General features: G+C 28.6%; 8 protein-coding genes. 1 reads left to right on the plus strand and 7 read right to left on the minus strand.

Annotated elements, in window-relative coordinates; genetic code table 11:
• Positions 1-483: 483 nt before the first annotated feature.
• Complete coding sequence (locus ACYUE0_RS13130) at positions 484-1,971, minus strand: cell wall-binding repeat-containing protein (RefSeq protein WP_460270931.1); 1,488 nt, start codon at positions 1,969-1,971, stop codon at positions 484-486.
• Between the two features lie 1,581 nt (positions 1,972-3,552).
• A complete protein-coding gene (locus ACYUE0_RS13135) occupies positions 3,553-4,683 on the minus strand; it encodes a complement C1q domain-containing protein (RefSeq protein WP_460270932.1) in 1,131 nt (376 codons plus the stop codon).
• 364 nt (positions 4,684-5,047) lie between these two features.
• Here ACYUE0_RS13135 and ACYUE0_RS13140 point away from each other — a divergent pair, with 364 nt between their 5' ends.
• A complete protein-coding gene (locus tag ACYUE0_RS13140; protein WP_460270933.1) occupies positions 5,048-5,203 on the plus strand; it encodes a hypothetical protein in 156 nt (51 codons plus the stop codon).
• A gap of 42 nt (positions 5,204-5,245) precedes the next feature.
• On the opposite strand, the gene ACYUE0_RS13145 is transcribed toward ACYUE0_RS13140, so the two are convergent.
• From ACYUE0_RS13145 to ACYUE0_RS13165, 5 genes are all read right to left on the minus strand, one after another.
• Positions 5,246-8,215 (minus strand): cell wall-binding repeat-containing protein, encoded by a 2,970-nt coding sequence (locus ACYUE0_RS13145; protein WP_460270934.1) that lies wholly within the window; start codon positions 8,213-8,215, stop codon positions 5,246-5,248.
• A 119-nt stretch (positions 8,216-8,334) separates the two neighbouring features.
• Positions 8,335-8,547, minus strand: coding sequence for a hypothetical protein (locus ACYUE0_RS13150; RefSeq protein ID WP_460270935.1), 213 nt, complete (start codon positions 8,545-8,547; stop codon positions 8,335-8,337).
• A gap of 882 nt (positions 8,548-9,429) precedes the next feature.
• Positions 9,430-11,700, minus strand: a complete 2,271-nt coding sequence (locus ACYUE0_RS13155) for a cell wall-binding repeat-containing protein (RefSeq protein ID WP_460270936.1) — start codon at positions 11,698-11,700, stop codon at positions 9,430-9,432.
• Between the two features lie 1,765 nt (positions 11,701-13,465).
• Complete coding sequence (locus tag ACYUE0_RS13160) at positions 13,466-17,641, minus strand: cell wall-binding repeat-containing protein (RefSeq protein ID WP_460270937.1); 4,176 nt, start codon at positions 17,639-17,641, stop codon at positions 13,466-13,468.
• Between the two features lie 1,872 nt (positions 17,642-19,513).
• Positions 19,514-20,878, minus strand: a complete 1,365-nt coding sequence (locus tag ACYUE0_RS13165; protein WP_460270938.1) for an Ig-like domain-containing domain — start codon at positions 20,876-20,878, stop codon at positions 19,514-19,516.
• Positions 20,879-21,379: the final 501 nt, after the last annotated feature.

Consider the following 21,379-nt stretch of genomic DNA (forward strand, 5'->3'; position numbering starts at 1 on the left):
TTAGTATCATTTTAATTTTTTTTAAATATTTTATCGCTCTAAAGTTTTAAATCCTACCATTTTTCTATTATAATATCTTGTTTTTTACATATTACTTAATTTTTTACTTAAAATTATTGTGCCTCCTACAATACTCGATATCAGATACAATCCCTTTAGTTTTAATAATAATTTTAATTGTTAATTTTATAGGGAAATAATTTTTCATTTAAGATTCTCACTTCATAAAATTATAGAGAAACAAGCTCCAATTTAAATTTATACATCAAATTTTTGTTATTAGTTGAGAAAATAAGTACAAATACAGTTAGTTATTGATAAAATATTAATTTGAATTTTCTCATTTGATAAATGAATAAGTTTAAAATTTAATTTGGAACCCTATATAAGTTAATGTTAAAATTTTAAACTTTATACAAAAAGCGAGACAGGGTTAAAATTAATTTTAACCCTGTCTCATTTTCTATTTCTAATTGTTTTTATTTATTTAATATCTAAAACCCTAAATATATCTTTTACTGTAACAGTTAAATTTACTTTTTTATCTTCACCATCTATTGTACCTATAAATTTGTAAGTACCAACTTTATTGCTATCTAAAGCAGTGCTATTCCAAACAATATTAAATTCTTTTATAGTATTATCACTCATTGTAGCTTTAACTGTTGTAGGGAATGTAAAGTTATCACCTTTTTCTATTACTGCACTCATGTCATCTAGTTTTTCTATTACTGGAACTACTTTAACAGTTAAAGTAACTTCTTTACCCATAGCTACTCCAGTATAAGATTTTGTTCCTATTTTTGATGTATCAATTGATCTTACATCCCATTCAGCAAAAATTTCTTTTTCTCTTCCGTCCGTAAGTAATGCTGTCACCGTTGTAGGTAATTTAGCTTGTGACTTATGCTTTACTTCAATATCCTTATCTATAACATGCTTTATTTCACCATATCCCATTTCTTTTTTTAACGTATCCATTACAGAATCATTTATTACAGTTGGTCCACCTAATATGTATATTTCTTTTGACATTTGACCTCTTATATATTCAAAATTATCATTTTCTATAACACTTCCATTTGTTAATATTAATGGTGAATTAGTTTTTCCCGCTAATGCACTACCTGCTAATGCGTCAGGATAATTCATACCAGTTGCAACATAAGCAGTATCAAAACTTATGTCACTAATAAATTTTTTAAATATATTAGCATTTGTTTCAAACCTGTTTGCACCTGAAATTCTTTCTACATTTTTAAACTCATTTGCTACATTTTCAGAAACTGCTGATGTTCCTCCAATCACATAGCTTTTTGAAATACTATTTTCTGATATAAAGTTTTTCACTTCTGATGCAACAGAATCCTTAGGTGTTAAGATTATTGGCATTTGTAAATTAGACGCTATAGGTGCTATTGAAAGTGCATCTGCAAAACCCATACCATCAGAAACTGTTATACCATTTTTCACTCCAATTTCTTTTGCTATACTTACAGAAGTTTCATACCTATTAAGTCCTTGTATCCTTCTAATTTTTCTACCAAACTTATTTAAACAATTTTCAACATTAATATCTATAACAGCAGTTCCACCAACTATAATTATTTCATTAGGGTCTAATCTACTGATTTCATTTAAAACACACTGTGGAACTTCATTAGATTGAGTTAGTAAAATTGGTGCATCATACTTTCCTGCAAGAGGAGTTGCTGAAAGTGCATCTGCAAAACCATTTCCAGTAACTAAAATTACTGTATTACTTCCCTTTTCCCATCCTTTTTGAGATATACCTACAGCAGTATCATATCTATCACCGTTTGGAATATTAGGTATTCTTTCACAAATTACAGGTTGTACACTTTTGCTTTTACCAAATAAATCAAAAGCTTTAACATTTACAGGCATTACCGAAACTGTAGCCATAATTCCTATTAGAATAATGGATAAAAATTTACTTCTCTTTATCATTTTCATACTCCTTACTTTTATTTTTATTTTAATTTTACTTTTTTTAAATTTAAAAATAACAATAACTATCTTCTATATTAGATTTTACCATTTTTCGCAAATTATCTAAAGTCTTTTATGTAATAATCTATTTCTCTACATTTATTTCATAGCTAAAGTACTGGTTCTTTGCTCGGTAATTTATTTTATCTAGCCTTTTTATTGAGTACTAGAGTTTTTTATGATGATACAACTAAGTGAACCTGTCCTTCTTGTTACAGCTGCATACTTTAAAAATATTATATATTTTTAGTTAAAAGTTAACAGCGAACAGTTGCAACGCTTTGCTAATTAAAAGTTAACAGTGAATAGTTAACAGTTATTGTTATTACTACTCACTTCATTCCTAGTAATTTTCAACGTACTTTTATATAAATTTGCAATGCAAATTATATTAATAGATTAAAAAGAAAGTGGTTGCCACTTTCCTCCTGAATTCTTAATTCATAATTCTTAATCCTTAATTTTCTAAAACTTTCTCCCTCAACTAAGTAAGCAACTATATCAAGTTCTACCTCCATCACAAGAGGGACAGACGCGTAATTGGCTACTTTGCCATACTTTCATATAGATGCTTTTGTTGATTTTAGTTTCTCTCCAATAATACTCAAAGTCGGTCCCCATCACCCATTTTAGTAACACACCTAAACAATCAGATCTTTACAGTATTAATTCCATAACAAGTGGGACAGGTTCATTTGTGGCTACTTTCTTCGTTTAAATTGTAGATTCCACAATTGCTGTATTCCTATAATAAGACAAGTAAAGAACCAGTACCTAACAGGTACTGGTTCTTTGCTCGATAATTTATTTTATCTAGTCTTTTTATTGAGTACTAGAGTTTTTTATGATGATACAACTAAGTGAACCTGTCCTTCTTGTTACGGCTGTAAACCCTAAATCTAACTTTGTTTAATTTAATATCACAAACTTAGAATTTACTCCCTATAGTTCAAAGAAACTGGCACTCCAGTTTCCTCCTCAACTCTTAACTATTAATTTTTAACTCTTAACTATTTTAGGGGACTGGCTAACTTTTTTTATTTTTGGTACTTAAATGTAAAGAGCTCTTCTTTATTTTACGGAACTAAACCATTCGTGCCTGTCCCATTTGTTACGGATATAAACCCTGAATTTAACTTTGGCTAGTTTTATTTCTTAAACTTAGAGTTTACCCCTTCTAATTTAAAAGAAACTGGTAGTCCAGTTTCATCCTTAACTCTTAACTATTAATTTTTAACTCTTAACTACCTTAGGGACTGGCTAACTTCTTTTATTTTTGGTACTTAAATGTAAAGAGCTCTTCTTTATTTTACGGAATTAAACCATTCGTGCCTGTCCCATTTGTTATGGCTGTAAACTTTGATTTTAACTTTGGTTAATTTAACCTCTCAAACGTAAATTTTACTCCCTTAAATTCAAAGAAACTGAAGTTCAGTTTCAACCAACATTGTCAATTGTCCATTGTCAATTTTTTAAACTTTTAATTTTTAGCTATTAATTTTCACAAAAAAGGTAACCTACAAAGGTTACCCTAATTTATTATTCTAATATTTTAAATACTGTTAAAGTACAACCAAATGGAACATCGCATTGGCAACTTCCAATTACTAATGAAGAACAACATATATTAACAAGTTCTAGTTCTCCAGATTCTCTTACTTCAAATATTGCACTTCCAGAAGTTGATTCTCCACCTAAATTTCCTGCACTTGAACCAACTATTTCTCCATTTAATACTAATGCTACTGCTGATGGACATTGTCCTTGATTAGTTACATTCCAGCTTGCATAGTAAAATCCAGGAGTCTCTAATGGTATTCTGTTTGTTGGAACTTGTATGTCTTCATGACCAGTTAATGCTAATAATGTATTAAACACTATTGGATTATTTGGTCTTACTGTTTGACAAGTTTCCTCTCCTGAAAAAGCTACTGTTACTCCAACACCACCTGGAATTGTTCCCGGAGGGCCTTGTGGTCCTTGTGGTCCCATTGGGCCTGTTGCTCCTGTTGCTCCTGTTGCTCCTGTTGCCCCTGTTTCTCCTCTTTCGCCTCTTGGTCCTTGTGGTCCCATTGGRCCTGTTGCTCCTCTTTCGCCTCTTGGTCCCATTGGACCTGTTGCTCCTGTTGCTCCTCTTTCTCCTCTTTCTCCTCTTGGTCCTTGTGGTCCCATTGGACCTCTTTCACCTCTTGGTCCTCTTAGTCCTTGTGGTCCCATTGGTCCCGCACAACCTCTTGGACCTCTTTCACCTCTTGGTCCTTGTGGTCCTTGTGGTCCCATTGGGCCTATTGGTCCTTGTGCTCCTCTTGGTCCTGGATTTCCTTGCGGTCCTCTTGGTCCTACTAAATTATCTGGACACGGACAGCAATGATCGTGATGATGGTGACAATCATCATGATGAGGCTTACAATCGTCATGATGAGGTCTACAATTATCATGATGGTTATGGCAATTATTATTCCAATAATAATTTCCATTTTCTCCATTATTATAAGCACAAGATTCTTCTACATCGTAATTTTCTATAGTTTCATCTTCTATAATTTCATTTTCTGTATTTTCAGTATAATTATTTCCTTGTTGTTCATTAATAAAATTAACTATAGCTTCTAGTTTTTTTCTAGTATTATAATCTAACTTATTAACATCAATAGGTGACTTAAAACTCATAACACATATCTCCTCCTATAGTTCTCCATTAAACTACAAGTAGTTGTAATGTTTTCTCTATATACTATGACGATATTATTTAATTTGTTACATAATAGGTAATTACAATAAATTTAATATAAATACTTTATAAACTGTTTAAATTTAAAATTTCACATATATAAAATATTAAATTTAATCTTGTTAAAAAAAGATATATTATTTAAGTCAGAAAATAATTCATTAAAAGTTGCAGAAGTTAACGATTCAATCACTACTTATGAAAAATAACATCTATTTAGGCATATGAGAAGAAATAAGAAATCAAAGATTCGAAACATATTTGTCATGAAACAAGGATATAAAATCTAGTCATAGTGGGGCTATGTCTAAATTTTCCGAAAACCAAACAGGTGAAGATTGTTATTTATATCTTTTTCTAGAAATACTATCTAATCCGCCTAAAGAAGGTGAAGTTTTTAGCCATTATATCAATCAAGTAAAAGAAAATACAATGTTATTTTTTTTAAATCATAAATAAAATAAAACTGATTAGAAGTCAACGCTTCTAATCAGTTTTCTTTTATTTTATTTGTATTATTACATCTTTATTATTAACTGGGTTTTCTTTTCTCCTAAACTTGAAATCAAACTTTTCCATGTCAATCTGCGCTCCATCATATGAATTCTTAGATGAAATTCCCTCAACAGTTAATTCATAGATTCCATTTGCTTCTAATTCATCATCTAATAAAAGAACTATTCCACCTTCTCTTTCTCCATCAAAATTTATTGAATTAATATTCATACTTACTTCATTGCTCTCAGATAATATATGTTTTAAAGTATAATTAGAAGTATCCTTTACGCTATCAGCCATTGCTTCACTAAAATTAAGTTTTAAAATTTTATATCCCTCTAATACTCCTGAAACCTCTAAAACTTGTGGTTTAATATCTTTTATTTCAATCTGAAATTCAGTTTCACTAACACCTACACCTGTTTTATCTTTTACATTTTTAACTGCAAGAATATATTTTCCATTACTTTTAAAATCCTTAGTTTTTAATATAGCACTACACCCTGTATTAGAATCTTTGTATTGAATTGAATCAATTCCTACACTTTCCACTTCACTAGGATTACCTGTAAGCTTAGTTAAAACATAGTTTCTTGCATCTCTAACACTTGCTGAGTCCATTTTTTCTTTAAAATCTACTGTGATTTGTTTAGATCTTGTATTCGATTCATCTAATGTAGCCTTTATAACTTCTGGTCTTTTAATAGTTTTAGTATGCATTGATACATCTTGTGTCTCTAATTCTACTCCTGTTGAATCTTTAACCCCTCTAATTGTAAGAGTATAATCCCCTTCTTCAGTTACTGTTTTAGTAACAATTGTTGCCACTCTAGTATTTGGATCATATTTTACACTTTCAATCCCAATTGAAGCATTATTTTCTGAACAAATTAATGAGTAATTTCTAATATTTTCAACATCCTTACTATTCATTGTTCTATCAAACTCAACTCTTATAACAAATTTATTTACATCTGACTTATCTGGATTATCATATGGAACTGGTCGTATAATATTAGGTCTATTTAAATTAAGTACTAACTTAGTATCATATTGTTCCATAATGTTTCCTACAGTATCTTTTATACCCTTTATTGTCATATTGCATGTACCATCTAAAGCAATATTTTCTATAACTAGTCTTACACTATCTTTTGTAAGATGGTTGAACTCTATATCCTTAATCATTTTAGAATCAGTTTTTCCTGTTGAGTCTTTAATTATATAATTACTAACAGTTGTAGCTGATTTTTCATCCATCTGCTTACTAAATGTTATATCAATAAATACTATATTAGATGCAGAAGTGTTAGTAATTTCAAAGTTTATTACCTTTGGTTTTGTCGTATCTTTTAAACTTATAGTTTTAGAATATGGGTCCATTATATTATTTGATAAATCTCTAATACCTTTTACTTCTAATTTATAATTAGATGTATCATTAACGCTTGGAGTTATTATGTTAACTTCACTCGGCACTGCTTTATCAAACTCTATTTTTAAAATTCTAAGTTCATCTCCATTTTTGTCTGTTATTTTATAATTTTTTATATTTCTTGCATCTTCTTCATTAACATCTTCACTGAACTTGATGGTGATTTTTTTCTTAACTCCGTTTGCACCTGTTCCATCAGCAAAATCTAAAACACTTATATTAGAAATTTTAGGTTTCACCTTATCTGTTACCATATCTTTTACTGGTATATCTTTTCTATCAAAACCTATTGTAATGTTTTTCCCTACAACATTACTTATTTTACCTTCTAATGTACTTATTTTACTGTCTGTCAGATCAGATTTAAATGTAAGTTGAACTTTATCATATCCATCTATACATTCTGATTTTATTATATTAGTTCCTAATATCTCATAGTTTTCTTTTATATTAGCTGGAGACTCTTTTACTATTCCATTAAACTCCAATATTATATTTCTTCTATTTAATATAGTCATACTTTTAACTTTCGTAGCAATTCTATTATCAAATATTTGAGCAGAATCTAATAAAATATTATTTTCTACCATGCCTCCAACACCTACAACTTCATTAGCTGTTATACCTTTTAAATAACTTTTCTGAGATGATAATATTTTATCTGATACTAAAAGTAATGGTGATGACTTTTTAGCTGCTAAAGGTCCTGTAGTTAGTGCATCTACTGTTCCTGGTGGTGTTCCTTGAGCAACATATACATTATCATATTCTAAATAAAAATTAAATTTATCTAAAACCTTTAAATTAGTATCATACCTATCTTTTCCATATATTCTTTCAATTCTTGGTAAATCTGCAACTGTTTTATCATCTATAGTTTTGTTTGAAGCTATTACATATGTATTGTCTGGATATTGTCTATTTATCCAACTTTTAATATTACTTTGCATTTCTTTTTTAGATGTAAGTAACATTGGCATATTGTTTAATGCAGCTAATGGTGCAACAGAAAGTGCATCTGCACCTTGGGTACTTTCCTCTCCTGATATAACCATAATATTATTTATATTTACAAACTTACTCAATTCTTTTGCAACTTCAAGAGATGTATCATATCTATTAGCTCCACCTAGCCTAGATATTTTTATACCCATACCCTTTATTTCTTTTTCTACCTTAGTGCTTACTGCACCGGTTCCCCCTATTATATAAACCCTTTTAGCTCCTAATCTTCTTAACTCATCTTTTGTATCAGTAGGTAAATTTTCCTGACTTGTAAGTAAAATAGGTCCATCTATAGCTTTTGATAGTGGTGTACTACACAAAGCATCTGCAAATCCTAACCCGTTTGCTACTATAGCAACATCAGTATTTTTCCAACCTTCTTTGCTAACTTCTACTGCTGTAGCATACCTATCCTTACCATATATTTTTTTCACATCTGTTCCAATATCTACTGCAGCAAAAGTAGGTATTGAACTCATTATTATACTTAATCCTATAATAAATGAAGACAAAATTTTAAAACATCGTTTCAAAACTTTCCCCCTCCTAACATAATTAGTTATAATTAGAATTTAAAATTCCAATTATAACTTTTATCGTAAAATATATAAATTTATTAAGCTATAATAGAAAAATGTACTAAATTAATCTTTTATCCCATAAAAAACATACAAATAACCATAATTTCTATACCTAACATTACCTTCATTTGAATAGGCAATCCTCTAATCTTTAATTTATAGCTTTTCATCTTCCCTTTAAATCTGTCTTTTAACTTTTTATCATTATATCCAATAAATGCACCACATTTATCGCAATAGCTTGTAACCCTTTTAACTTTAGTACCACATTTAAAACATATCACAAAAATCCCCCCTGCCTTATGAATTGTTCTATATGCAGCATTAGAATACTATATATTTATACTTATTAAAAATTTCAACTTTTCACTAAATTCTTTAAATTTTAAGGTTAAAATATCAAATAAAATTTTAAGAATATATATTACATATTCTTAAAATTTATTATTACAAAAGCTTGCCAACAAAATGACAAGCTTTTCTTTATAATATAAAAACAACTTTTTCATAACAACGTTTACAAATCGATTATAACTCTATATATTGGTAAAAGCAATACTTTTAGATAGAGCTTACGTACCAATAATTTACTTTACTATTTATCCTATCTAACGCTTTTTATCAACACTAAGATATTTGATTCTACAGTTTTAATTAATATTCTTTAAAATTAATATCCTACTTAATAACATTAAGTAGGATATTAATTATCTTTGAGATTAATTTAGTAAAGCTTTTCTTTCTGTTTTCTAAAAATTACTCTTAGTCACATAACTGAAAAGTTACCTATTGCGTTAGTATAATATTTGTATTCGGTTATAATATATATTTTTACTACAATTTAACTATATCATATGTCATTATATTAATTTGTCGAAACTTGTAGCGTAATCTTATTTTTTTTATTTTTTTATTTGACTTTTTATTTTTTTATTTGACTTTTTTCTTTATTATTAAATCTTAAAATTTATTTTTTATTTTTTTACATATTATAAAGTTTCCTATTTTTTAACTTATTTTAAAACTACATCGATATTTGGTGATTATTTTACTAAATAATTGAAAAATATATTTTTATATAGACATTGAATATATATATACAATTTAAAAATTGACTCAAAATAAAATATTATTTTGAGTCAACTTTTCAAATTTAAGATATTATATTATTTAACCTTAAAATGAATTTGTTGCATATTCATTGAAAAGTTTTCAATATTTCTTATTCCATCAACAGTTAAAGTATAATTACCATCAATTACATTACTTAAATATAATGTTACTGTTGATTTTCCACTGCCATAGTCATATTTAATTTCATCAATATTATGATCATTGCTAAACCCATCATAAACAATTTTATAATTTCTGGAATCTGTAGCATCATCTTTATTTAACTCTTGATTAAAGTTAAATTTAACTATACATTTTCCATCACTACCTACATTGCTTACATATATATTATCAGTATCTATTACTTTTGGTTTTTCAACTATTAAATTTCTTAATTCAAGTTTAGTTCTTGCAATAGTATTACCTGATAAATCTGTAACTCCTGAAACCTCTAAAGTATAATCTCCATCATATTTTAGATTTATAAGATCTACAGTTACTCTATCCCTAGAATATTCATCAAAAATAGGTGGAGTAACAGCATCATTTATAGGTTTTCCTTGAGCATCTAACAGCCTATAATTTCTAGTTTGCGTTGACATTATCTTATCTACTTTTTTATTAAATATAATATCAACTTTTTTAGAATTATAGTATTCTCCAGTTCTAACTTTATATTCAATAACCTTTAATGCACCTGTATCAAATATATCTATATAGTTACTATATGGTTCCATTATATTTTCTGCAAGGTCTTTAATTCCATCAATTTCTATTAAATATCTACCTGCATAATCTAAGCTTTCTGTATATAAAATTGCCTCGTCTTCTGTTTCTTTATTGAATGCAATGTCGTTTACTCTTAAATAACTTCCATCTCTTCTCTTAATTCTATAATTTTCAAATCTTCTTGCATCTGACTCCATAACTTTTTCAGAGAATTTAACTAAAAGTTTATTTCCGCCTTCTTCTATAGTATCTAAAGGTTGTACATATAAAACTCTTGGTTTATCTCCGTCAGTTACATTATCTTCTATATTAGTATTACCTTTATTAAATATATAGTTCATATTTATTCCTAATATATTTTCCGCTTCACCTTCAAAGTTTAAAAGAGCACTCTTATCTAAATCGTATTTTAATCTTAAAACAACAGTTCTATAATCTGGTTGTATTGTTGCTTCTTGAACCATACTTCCGCATATAGTATAGTTATTTTTTTTGGAAGCCTCATAACCATTAACAATTCCATTGAATTCAACTGTTATTCTTCTCTTATCATTTATGATAACTTTACTTACACCTGTTGCTATTTCTCTATTTAAAACTCTGCCTACTTGATATATGGTTTCATCTTTTAATTGTCCACCAATAGCAGTAAGATGTGTTGGTGTATATTTTGATAAGAACTTTTCTTGCGTTAGGTCTAAAGTATCACTAACTAAAACTAGAGGATTTCCCTCTCTAGCAGAAATTGGTCCTGCTGTTAATGCATCAATTACTGATGATTTTTCTCCTTTAGCCATATAAACACTGTCAAAGTCTAAGTAGTTACTAAACTCTTGTAATATTTCTAAATTAGTTTCATACCTATTTCTGCCTTCTAACCTTTTTCCATTTGGAACTTGTTTAAATACATTGTTAGAAAGTGCAGTAGTTCCACCTATAACATAAGTTGCATGTACATGTTTACTATTTAACCATGTTCTAGATGATGATGTCATAGAATTTTTAGGACTTAATATTATTGGCATTTTTGCATCTCCAGCAATAGGTGCAATAGATAGTGCATCTACCCCCTGGGACACCTGTTCACCAGATGCAACTACCACATCTTTTACAGTATTAGTTTTATTTATTTCCTTTGCAACATTTAGTGATGTTTCATATCTATCACTACCGCTAATTCTACTAACAGCTAGTCCCATATCTTTTAGTTGGTTTGCAACATTAGCACTAACTGCACCAGTTCCTCCAACTATATATACTCTTCTTGCATCTAAACGTTCAATTTCTCTTTTCGTTGAAGTCGGAAGAGATGTTTTATCTGTTAAAAGTATCGGTGCATCTAATGTTTTAGAAAGCGGTGCACTACATAATGCATCTGCAAAACCAAAACCATTAGCTATAATAACATAATTACTATATCCCCAACCATCTTTGCTAACTTCAACAGCAGTGCTAAATCTATCATTTCCATGTAATTTTTTCATTCCCATTAAATCATTATTAGCTGCAAAAACTTCTATAGAACTTAATGTGGAACCTAAAACAATAGTTGAAATTAACAAAAGGTTGGCAACAAGCTTTAACCCTTTTCTCATAAATTTTCTCCTTTCAAAGAATATGTAAATATTAAAAATTACTTTATAAACAAATTCAATACAATAACTTATAAAAATTATAATATTATACTTATTTTCCTTTAGTTTACTATAAAAACATATCAAATCCAAGAATAGCATATAATAATTTTTATAATTTAACTTCTTCTTAAATTATCGAAAGATGACATTTATAATTAATACATAAAATAGTAATTTAAAGAATTTAGTGAAATTTCCAAGCAATTAATTCTCAACATGTTTTAAATCTAGATTTGCTAATAAAATCTAAGAAAGCAATCACCCAAAGTTAAACCTCCATCACAAGAGGGACTTTTTTAGTTAAAAGTTAAAAGTGAATAGTTAAAAGTTGTGGTTATTACTACTCACTTTGTTCCTAGTAATTCTCAACGTATTTTTGAATCTAGTTTTACTAATAAAATCTAAGTAAAAAATATCTCTAAGTTTTTATTCCATAACAAGTGGGACAGGTTCATTTGTGGCTATTTTCTTCGATTAAACTATAGATTCTACAATTGCTATATTCCCATAACAAGATAAGCAAAGAACCAGTACCTAACAGGTACGCTGCTTTGCAGCTCAAGTACTGGTTCTTTGCTTGGTAATTTATTTTATCTAGCCTTTTTTATTGAGTACTAAAGTTTTTTATGGTGCTACAACCTAAGCGAACCTGTCCTTCTTGTTACGGCTGTGAACTTTGAATATATCTTTAGTTTGTTTTATCTCTCAAATACAAATTTTACTCCCTTAAATTCAAAAGAAACTGGATTCCAGTTTCTTCCTCAACTATTAACTGTTAATTTTTAACTCTTAACTAACTACGGGACTGGCTAACTTTTTTATTTATAGTAATTAAATTATAAGAGCTACTTTATATTTTACGGAATTGAACTAATCGCGCCTGTCCCATTTGTTACGGTTGTAAACCCTGAATTTAGCTTTGGCTAGTTTTATCCCTCAAGCTCAAAATTTTACTCCCTTAAATTCAAAAGAAACTGGCAGTCCAGTTTCAACCTGAACTATTAACTATTAATTCTTAACTCTTAACTATCTAAACTCCAGTTTCATCCACCATTGTCAAATGTCAATTGTCCATTGTCAATTCCTAAATAAGTTGTCCTTTGTCCATTGTCAATTTTCTAAAAATCTCTACCTCAACTAAACAAGCAATATTCCAAGTTATACCTCCACCACAAGAGGGACAGACGCGTAATTGGCTACTTTATTATCCTTTAGGCTTGATACTTTTGTTGATTTTAGTTTCTCTCCAATAATACTCGAAGTCGGTCCCAAACATCTACGCAGCAAAGCTGCTATTTTAGGACCGGCTTTGATTGCTTTAAGTTTTATTGATAATCTTTCGATTTCACTGTAAAAATAACTTATGGAAAATATACTTTGGTACGCCTGTCCTTCTTGTTACGGCTGTATACCTTGAATTTAGCTTTGTTTAGTTTCATCTCTCAAACTCAGATTTTACTCCATCTAATTCAAAGAAACTGGCAGTCCAGTTTCATCCTGAACTATTAACTATTAACTCTTAACTTTTAACTGACTAAACTCCATTTTCCTCTTCAATTCTTAATTCATAATTTTTAATCCTTAATTTTTTTAATTGCCCATTGTTAAATGTCAATTTCTAACTAATTGTCTTTTGTCTCTTGTAAATTTTTCAAACTCTCTAGTCATTAATTACAACAAAAAGTACCTAAATGACAAATCACTTAGGTACTTTTATGTTTTTTTATTTACCTTCTTCTTTTTCTGGCATACTTTCATATACCTTTAATGTAATATCTGAAGAATCTCTTAAATTTTTCTCATTTATATCTTTTATAAATGAATATTTATTATTTTCATTCATAAAGAATATTGGTTCAGCTTTTAATTTTACTGTTCCACTTTCAATATATTTTTTAAATTCACCTTCTTCAATTTCCATAGTAACAACCTTTGTATTTTCTAAATTGCTTGGACTACTTATTTTAGGATAATTTCCATTTGTAGATACAAATATATTATTTTTACTAGTGAAAAATTTAATTGAGTTAAACATCCTTTTATTCCAATCACTACTATCAACATCTATATCACCATTAAATATCAACTCTAAAGTACTATCATCTTTGTAAAATTTAGCCTCAGTTAATGTAGTGTTACCTTTATCTATTTCATCTACACTGAAATTTCCTTGTTTATCTAATTCAATTGGTTTTTCACCTTTTTCTTTAATCTTAATCTCCCATCCTCGTCCATCTAATATCGGTGATGAAGACTTTCTTGGATTTAAAGTAATATTCTCAGCAGTCATCATATATTCTAAGAATCTTTGAGATGTTTCATTATTCCCAATTTTTAAAGGTATAGTTATAAAGCCATTATTGTTTTTTATTTTATCTTTATCTATATCTGGATAATATGCCAGACTTCCTTTATTACTACTTTTAAATTCTATAGAATTAAATAAATTTTTAATTGTATTTTGGTCAATATCTTTTAAAAACTTAAGACTTAGTTCCTTATTATTATAATTATAAGTTGCATTTTCAAGTTCTGTTTCCATATTTTCTTTTAATTCAACCTCTGTACTATATTCATTAACTAATTCTTTTCTACCTTCAGCTGAAACAACATTTTTAACGATTACTGAAGCTGTTTTTTGCTCATTTACTGTACTTCTATCTATAACAGCTGTTACGATATTATCATTTATACTAATAGATTTATTGATAGCCGTATTGTCACTTAATGTAATTTCTACATTACTATGATACATTCTTGGTTTTTCGCTAAACCAAATTTCTAACACATTATCATGTCCTTTTTGAATAGTCTTTATATAGGCTATATCAAGTTCTGTTCTAGTTATTTCATTCGCTTTTCCTTCTTCAGATTCAACACCATTTTTATCCTTTTCATACCCCATGTGTTGAAGTTTCAAATCTTTTCCTGCCATCATAGATTTAAATTTATCTGATATATTAAACGTATAGGTTATAGTTTTATTATCTGCACTTATATCTACAGTAGGTATTTCTGATATATCATGATTATCATATTTAGTTTCATTAATTGTTGATGTCATTTTATATTTCTTAGTAAAATAACCATCTTCTTCCAACTCTTTTTTTGATGCAAATTGCATTGGCTCACTATATACAATAGTTAATTTTCCAGTTGATGCTTCATATCTTTGCTCTACCACATATGGCGCAGTATTATCTCTCACAGTTACCGTTCCTTTAGCTTCTTTTAAAACTCTTCCACTTTGAGCTTTTATATTATTAATATTCAAAGTAGCATCCCATTCTGGTTTACCACCATTTGTATTTCCTACATTTACAGTACCATCTCCAAATGTAACTTTTGCTACCATAAGGTTCTTTACCTTGTTTGCTTCATCTTCTATAAAGTCAATTTTTGTAGCTTTTTTAGCAATTTCTCCATTGTCATCACTAAGACTAAAACTTTCTAAAGATGGTGTGTTTATTTTTTCATTAAAATAAACTAAAAATATATTTTCTCCATCTCCCCTATGTCCCGACTTATCTGTATATATCTCTACTTTATCTACTTTAAAACCTTCATTTATAGGTTTTATATGAATTTTTTCAGGTCCATATTTTTCTTGGACATTTCCTGCAAAGTCTTCAGCTTTTTCAACTGATATTTCATAATCTTCACCATTTGGTTTATCAGGTTTAACTAATCCATGGCTTTTTATAGCTTCATAACTTACTCTTGCAGTATCTCTAGTTAATGTATCTAACGTGATTTCATTTGATTTAAACGTAATACTTCTACTAATATAACCACCAGTCATAGTTACATTGGCTATTGGATAATTTTCTTTATCTATTGGTTTATCCTTTATAGGTTCTGAAAATCTTATTATGATTTCTCCAGTTCTTTCATCATATCTTATTGATGTAACTTCTGGTTTCTTTGAATCTTTCAATGTCAATGTTTCATTATATCTAACTATGTTAGCGCCATCTGTAGTTACAACATTTTCTGTTACTAAAACATTATATTTACCTTCAAAAAATTTATTATTATTAAAATCCCTTTTTATAACTAGTGTTCTTCTATCTGGCGATAACTTACCATATAACTCATCACTAAAATCTATATTACTATCTGTTTTATTATCTCCTACAGAAGTTATAGAAATATTATTTTTTAATATCTTCCCATTTCCATCTAAAACTGTGCTTACATTTATTGGTGATGCAAATACTATTTCCATTTCTTTAGAGTTAATTAGTTTTACACTTTCAACTTTTCTTTCTTCGCTAGGTTTTACAAGTCTAATATTTTGATTGTATCTCACCATTTCTAATCCTCTATAGTCTGTTGCCCCACTTACTGCAACTTGTACAGTCTTACCTATTGATTCAAGTTCATTTAATTTTTTTCTATTTAATACAATTTTATCTTTAGTATTACTAAAAGATACATTTTGATCTTCTGTTACATATTTTCCGTCTATAGTTATATTAGGAAATTTTTTAATAGGTTCACTAAAGTTTATTGTTAATTCTCCATAAGTATCATTATAAATAACACTTTCTACCTGTGGTGCTATTTGATCTACTATTCTAAGCCTTTCCACATAAGGCTCTAATGATAATCCATCTTTTGTTTTCACCTTATCAGATACTCTTATATCATAAGTTCCATTAAATATTTTTCCCTTACTAATATCTCTTGTTATTGTTAAAGTTTTCTTATCGCTTTCAAGTCTTGCATAAAACTCATCTAAGCCATCAATATCTCCTTCTATTGTATGGTCATCAGTTGCAGAAATATCTATTACATCTCTTTTTAACTTTCCATTATATATAACAGTATTTTCATCTATAGGTGAACCAAAATGTATTTGAATTTGCTCACAGTTCTTATAATCTATAAATCCTACCTCTGTTTCCCCTACATTTTTAAAATTCAATGTAAAGTTTACTTTTTCTACAGCCTTTCTATTTAGTCCATATCCAACTTCTGTTAAGAGTTTTGAGTTTCTTGATTTTAAATATTCTTCTTGAGTACCATGTAACTCTGTACCCAACAATATAACTGGTGAATTTTCTTTAGCTGCAACTGAACCTGCTGCTAATGCATCTACTAATTGATTTTGATTTAAGCTACCATCTTTAGCTAAATAAACATTGTATAAATCATTAGTATTAAAGAAATATTCTAAAACTTCTGCATTGGTTTCCCATCTATTTTGGCCAAATAATCGCTCTGAATTATTTAGTTTATTTTCTACATCAACAGAAATAGCTGCCTTTCCACCTATAATATAGCTTTTACTTATCTTTTCATCATTCATCCATTTTTCTGAACGCCATAAGTCATCTCTTGAAGATAAAATTATAGGTATATGTCTACTAGCTGCCGGTGATGCTACCGATAATGCATCTGCTAATCCTGTTATGCCATTTACAACTGCAACTTCACTTATATCTTCTTTCTTGTCCATTTCCTTAGCTACATTTAATGAAGTTTCATATCTATCTGAACCTGCAATTCTATAAACATTGCATCCAAGTTTTTTTAAATCGTTAACAACACTATCTGAAACTACACTTTTTCCACCTACAATATAGACATTAGAAGCCTTAAGTCTTCTTATTTCATCTCTAGTATCAAAATTTAAACTATTTTTTTCTGTTAAAAGTATTGGTGCATCTTTCATCTTTGCATAAGGTGTTGCCGATAATGCATCCGCTATTGATGTTCCATTTACTAGTACAACATTACTTGCTCTATTAAAACCATACTCACTAACTTTGACTGCTGTTTCATATCTATTTTCTCCTGCTAATACATACTTTTGTGTAGATGCAAAAGTTGTACCACTAGAAAAAACTAAACATCCAGCTAAAATCATAGCCAATATGTTTCTTTTCTTCAATCAAATCCCCCCATTGGTAAAACTACCTCTTTATTTAAGAATTAAATAATTTAGTATTTATATTAATATTTAATTCTTACCCTATATTATCGGAATTTTTATAGAAAATTTTATACAAAACTCACTATAAATTGAAAATACCTCCGAAATTCAAAATTCCAATATTAAATATTATATTTTAAAGAAACCAAATTTCAGTTTCGCCCCTAACTCTTAACTATTTTAGGGGACTGGCTAACTTTTCTTACTTATGGTAACTAAATTTAAAGAGCTGCTCGCTATTTTATGGAGCTATATTAGTCGTGCCTGTCCCATTTGTTACGGTTGCAAACCCTGAATCTAACTTTGTTTAATTTAACATCCTAAACTTAGAATTCACTCCCTCTAATTCAAAGAAACTGGCAGTCCAGTTTCCTCCAACATTGTCAAATGTCAATTGTCCATTGTCAATTCCTAATTAATTGCCCTTTGTCCATTGTCAATTTTTTAAACTACCTATCTCAACTAAGCAAGCAATATCTCTAAGTTCTACCTCCATCACAAGAGGGACAGACGCGTAATTGGCTACTTTCCTATACTTTAGAATTGATACTTTTGTTGATTTTAGTTTTTCTCCAATGATACTCAAAGTCGGTCCCCATCACTAGTTTTAGCAGCACACCTAAGCAATCAAATCCTTACAGTATTAGCTCCATAACAAGTGGGACAGGTTCATTTATGGCTATTTTCTTCGCTTAACTGTAGATTCCACAAATACTCCATTTCCATAACAAAATAAGCAAAGAACCAGTACCTGATAAATACGCTGCTTTGCAGCTCAAGTACTGGTTCTTTGCTTGGTAATTTATTTTATCTAGCCTTTTTATTGAGTACTAGAGTTTTTTATGGTGGTACAACTAAATGAACCTGTCCTTCTTGTTACGGCTGCACACTTTAAAAATATTACATATTTTCAGTTAAGAGTGAATAGTTAACAGTTGTGGTTATTACTATTCTCTTCTTTCATAGTAATACTAAACGTATTTTTAATCCTAGTTCTAATAACAAAATCTAAGTAAGCAATAAACTATGGCTTAGCTCCATAACAAATGGGACAGACACGATAAATTTATTTTCTTGGCTAACACTTGATGCTCTTCTAGCTTTATATATTTCAACTAATAACACAAAGCCAGTCCCAAACCTCTACGCAGCAAAGCTACTTTATTTCAAAGAAACAAGTGATCCACTTTCATCCTGAACTCTTAACTATTTAAAGGACCGGCTTTAATTGCTTTAGGTTTTATTGATAATCTTTCGATTTCACTGTGAAAATAACTTATGGAAAATATACTTTGGTACGCCTGTCCTTCTTGTTACGGCTCTACATTTTGAATATATCTTTAATTTGTTTTATTTCTCAAACTCAAATTTTACTCCTTCTAATTTAAAAGAAAGTGGTTGCCACTTTCATCCTGAACTTTTAACTGTTAACTCTTAACTATTAACTCTCTAAAGCTCTTCTAACTTTATACTTCTATCTAAAAATTTAAAACCAGTCCCGAACAACTACGCTACATAGTAGCTACCTGGGGACTGGCTAACTTTTCTTACTTATGGTAACTAAATTTAAAGAGCTGCTCGCTATTTTATGGAGCTATATTAGTCGTGCCTGTCCCATTTGTTACGGTTGTAAACTTTGAATTTAACTCTAGTTAGTTTTATATCTCAAACTCAAAATTTACTCCCTCTAATTCAAAGAAACTGGTAGTCCAGTTTCCTCCATCATTGTCAAATGTCCATTGTCCATTATCAATTTCTAAATAAGTTGCCCTTTGTCAATTTACAAAAACACTCATATCTTCTACAGGATATGAGTGTTTTTTATATGTATTATTTCATTTTCAAATTACTATTTATTTCTTTTGGATTAGGTTTTTCTTTTTTATTTTTTAGTTCATCATTTTTATTTAAAGTTTCTTTTTCATGTTCTTTTGTTTTATTTTCATCTACTTTTTCTTCTATATTTATTGTTTCTGTCTTATCTTTATCATTTTCTTTTTTCTCTTCTATATTTATTGTTTTCTTATCTTCTTTATCTTCCTTATTTTCTTCTATATTTATAGTCTCTTTTTTGTCTTCTTTATCTTCTTTGTTTTCTTCTATGTTTATAGTTTCTTTTTTGTCTTCCTTATCTTCTTTGTTTTCTTCTATGTTTATAGTTTCTTTTTTGTCTTCTTTATCTTCCTTATTCTCTTCTATGTTTATGGTTTCTTTTTTATTATCTTTATTTTTTATTCTATCTTCTTTAGAGTTCTCTTTTTCCAATCTTATCTCCTCAATTGGTTCAACTTTTTCATCAGTTTTTCCATCCTCTGTTTTTGTTGATAAAGAATTACTGTTTCCTATCAATTCAACTTCTTGAAGCTTTTCTTTAAACATTTCATTATCTATACTTTTAACATTACATATCTTTATAAGTCCATTTTTATCTGGTTCAACTAAATTTTTTTCTACTGTAATTATTACAGTTTTACCTTCTTTTTTTAAAGTTATAGGAAGTTCTTTACCCATTTTACTCATAACTTTAAAATTTTCTTTAGTTAGTGATTCATCATTAACTTCTTTTTTAAACTTTGCTACAAAGACATTTTTATTCTTTTCACTACCATGAGTAACTCTAGGTTCTTTAATCATATTAATTTTTTCATTTTTAGCTTCTTCTTTTACATTTTTATTTTCTTTGTCATTTTCATTTTTATTATCATTTTCAGATGGCTCTTTCATATTAGCTTCTTTTTTTACTGATAAATTCATTGTAAATTCCCCAATTGGGCTTCCTGTAGCAGATTTAATATCTTTACTTAAAGTTATAACATATTCTCCATCAAAATCAGAACCATCAATTTTAGTTATTATAATTGTCTTTCCATCTTCTGATAGCTTGCCTTTTACATTTTCTTTACCCTTGCCATCTTTTAATGTTATAGCCATATTTTGACCAATTAATCTTCCATCTTTATATAAAATATAATCCTTATCTATTTTTTCTGAAAAAACTATCTCTAACTCTTTAGAATTTTTAAATTTTGCAGAGTTAACTTTAAATTCCTCAACTGGGTTAGAATTTAAAGTGTATACCATTTCAATTTGATTATTACCTTTAACTAAATTATCTTTAGCTAACACAACTTTGTAAGAACCTAATGTAACCGCAGTAGTTACTACCACTAACCCAAATAAAATTTTTTTCTTCATTGCTATATCGCTCCCTTTCTAAAAAAACATAATACCCCTTTAGTTTTCCTAGAAGCGATGAAATTATTCAGTATTTTAAATTTTTTCAAAATTAAAAACCTAGCAAGTAGGGGATTTGCTAGGTTTTTTTGACAATACATTTAGCGAACAAAATATCATCTCTATGAAGTTTATTTCTGTATTGTACATACAGATGCTACGCATCTTATGAAATATTATATACTAAGAAGTTCAAAGTTGCAATTATTTTATATTTGTTCTTCATTTAATAATAATTATCCGAACGGACTTTATCTAGTTGAATTTTACTCACTTTAATTTAAAGAAACTGGACTAAAGTCCAGTTTGAACCACGGATTGGCCCCCTCAAAGTGGACTCTAAATGCTAATTACTAGCTTATTCTTAAAATTACTATTTGTTAAATTATAAAACTCATTTGGAGTCCTATAATCAATTGAAGAATGTATTCTTTTAAAGTTATAGTTACTTACATAATTTTC

Source organism: Clostridium sp. CTA-19 (assembly GCF_054767855.1).

What these genes read in the sequence shown, in the direction of transcription:
- ACYUE0_RS13130 (WP_460270931.1), bottom strand. Translation starts at nt 1,971, where the DNA reads ATGATAAAGAGAAGTAAATTTTTATCCATTATTCTAATAGGAATTATG.
- ACYUE0_RS13140 (WP_460270933.1), top strand. Translation starts at nt 5,048, where the DNA reads ATGTCTAAATTTTCCGAAAACCAAACAGGTGAAGATTGTTATTTATAT.
- ACYUE0_RS13155 (WP_460270936.1), bottom strand. Translation starts at nt 11,700, where the DNA reads ATGAGAAAAGGGTTAAAGCTTGTTGCCAACCTTTTGTTAATTTCAACT.
- ACYUE0_RS13165 (WP_460270938.1), bottom strand. Translation starts at nt 20,878, where the DNA reads ATGAAGAAAAAAATTTTATTTGGGTTAGTGGTAGTAACTACTGCGGTT.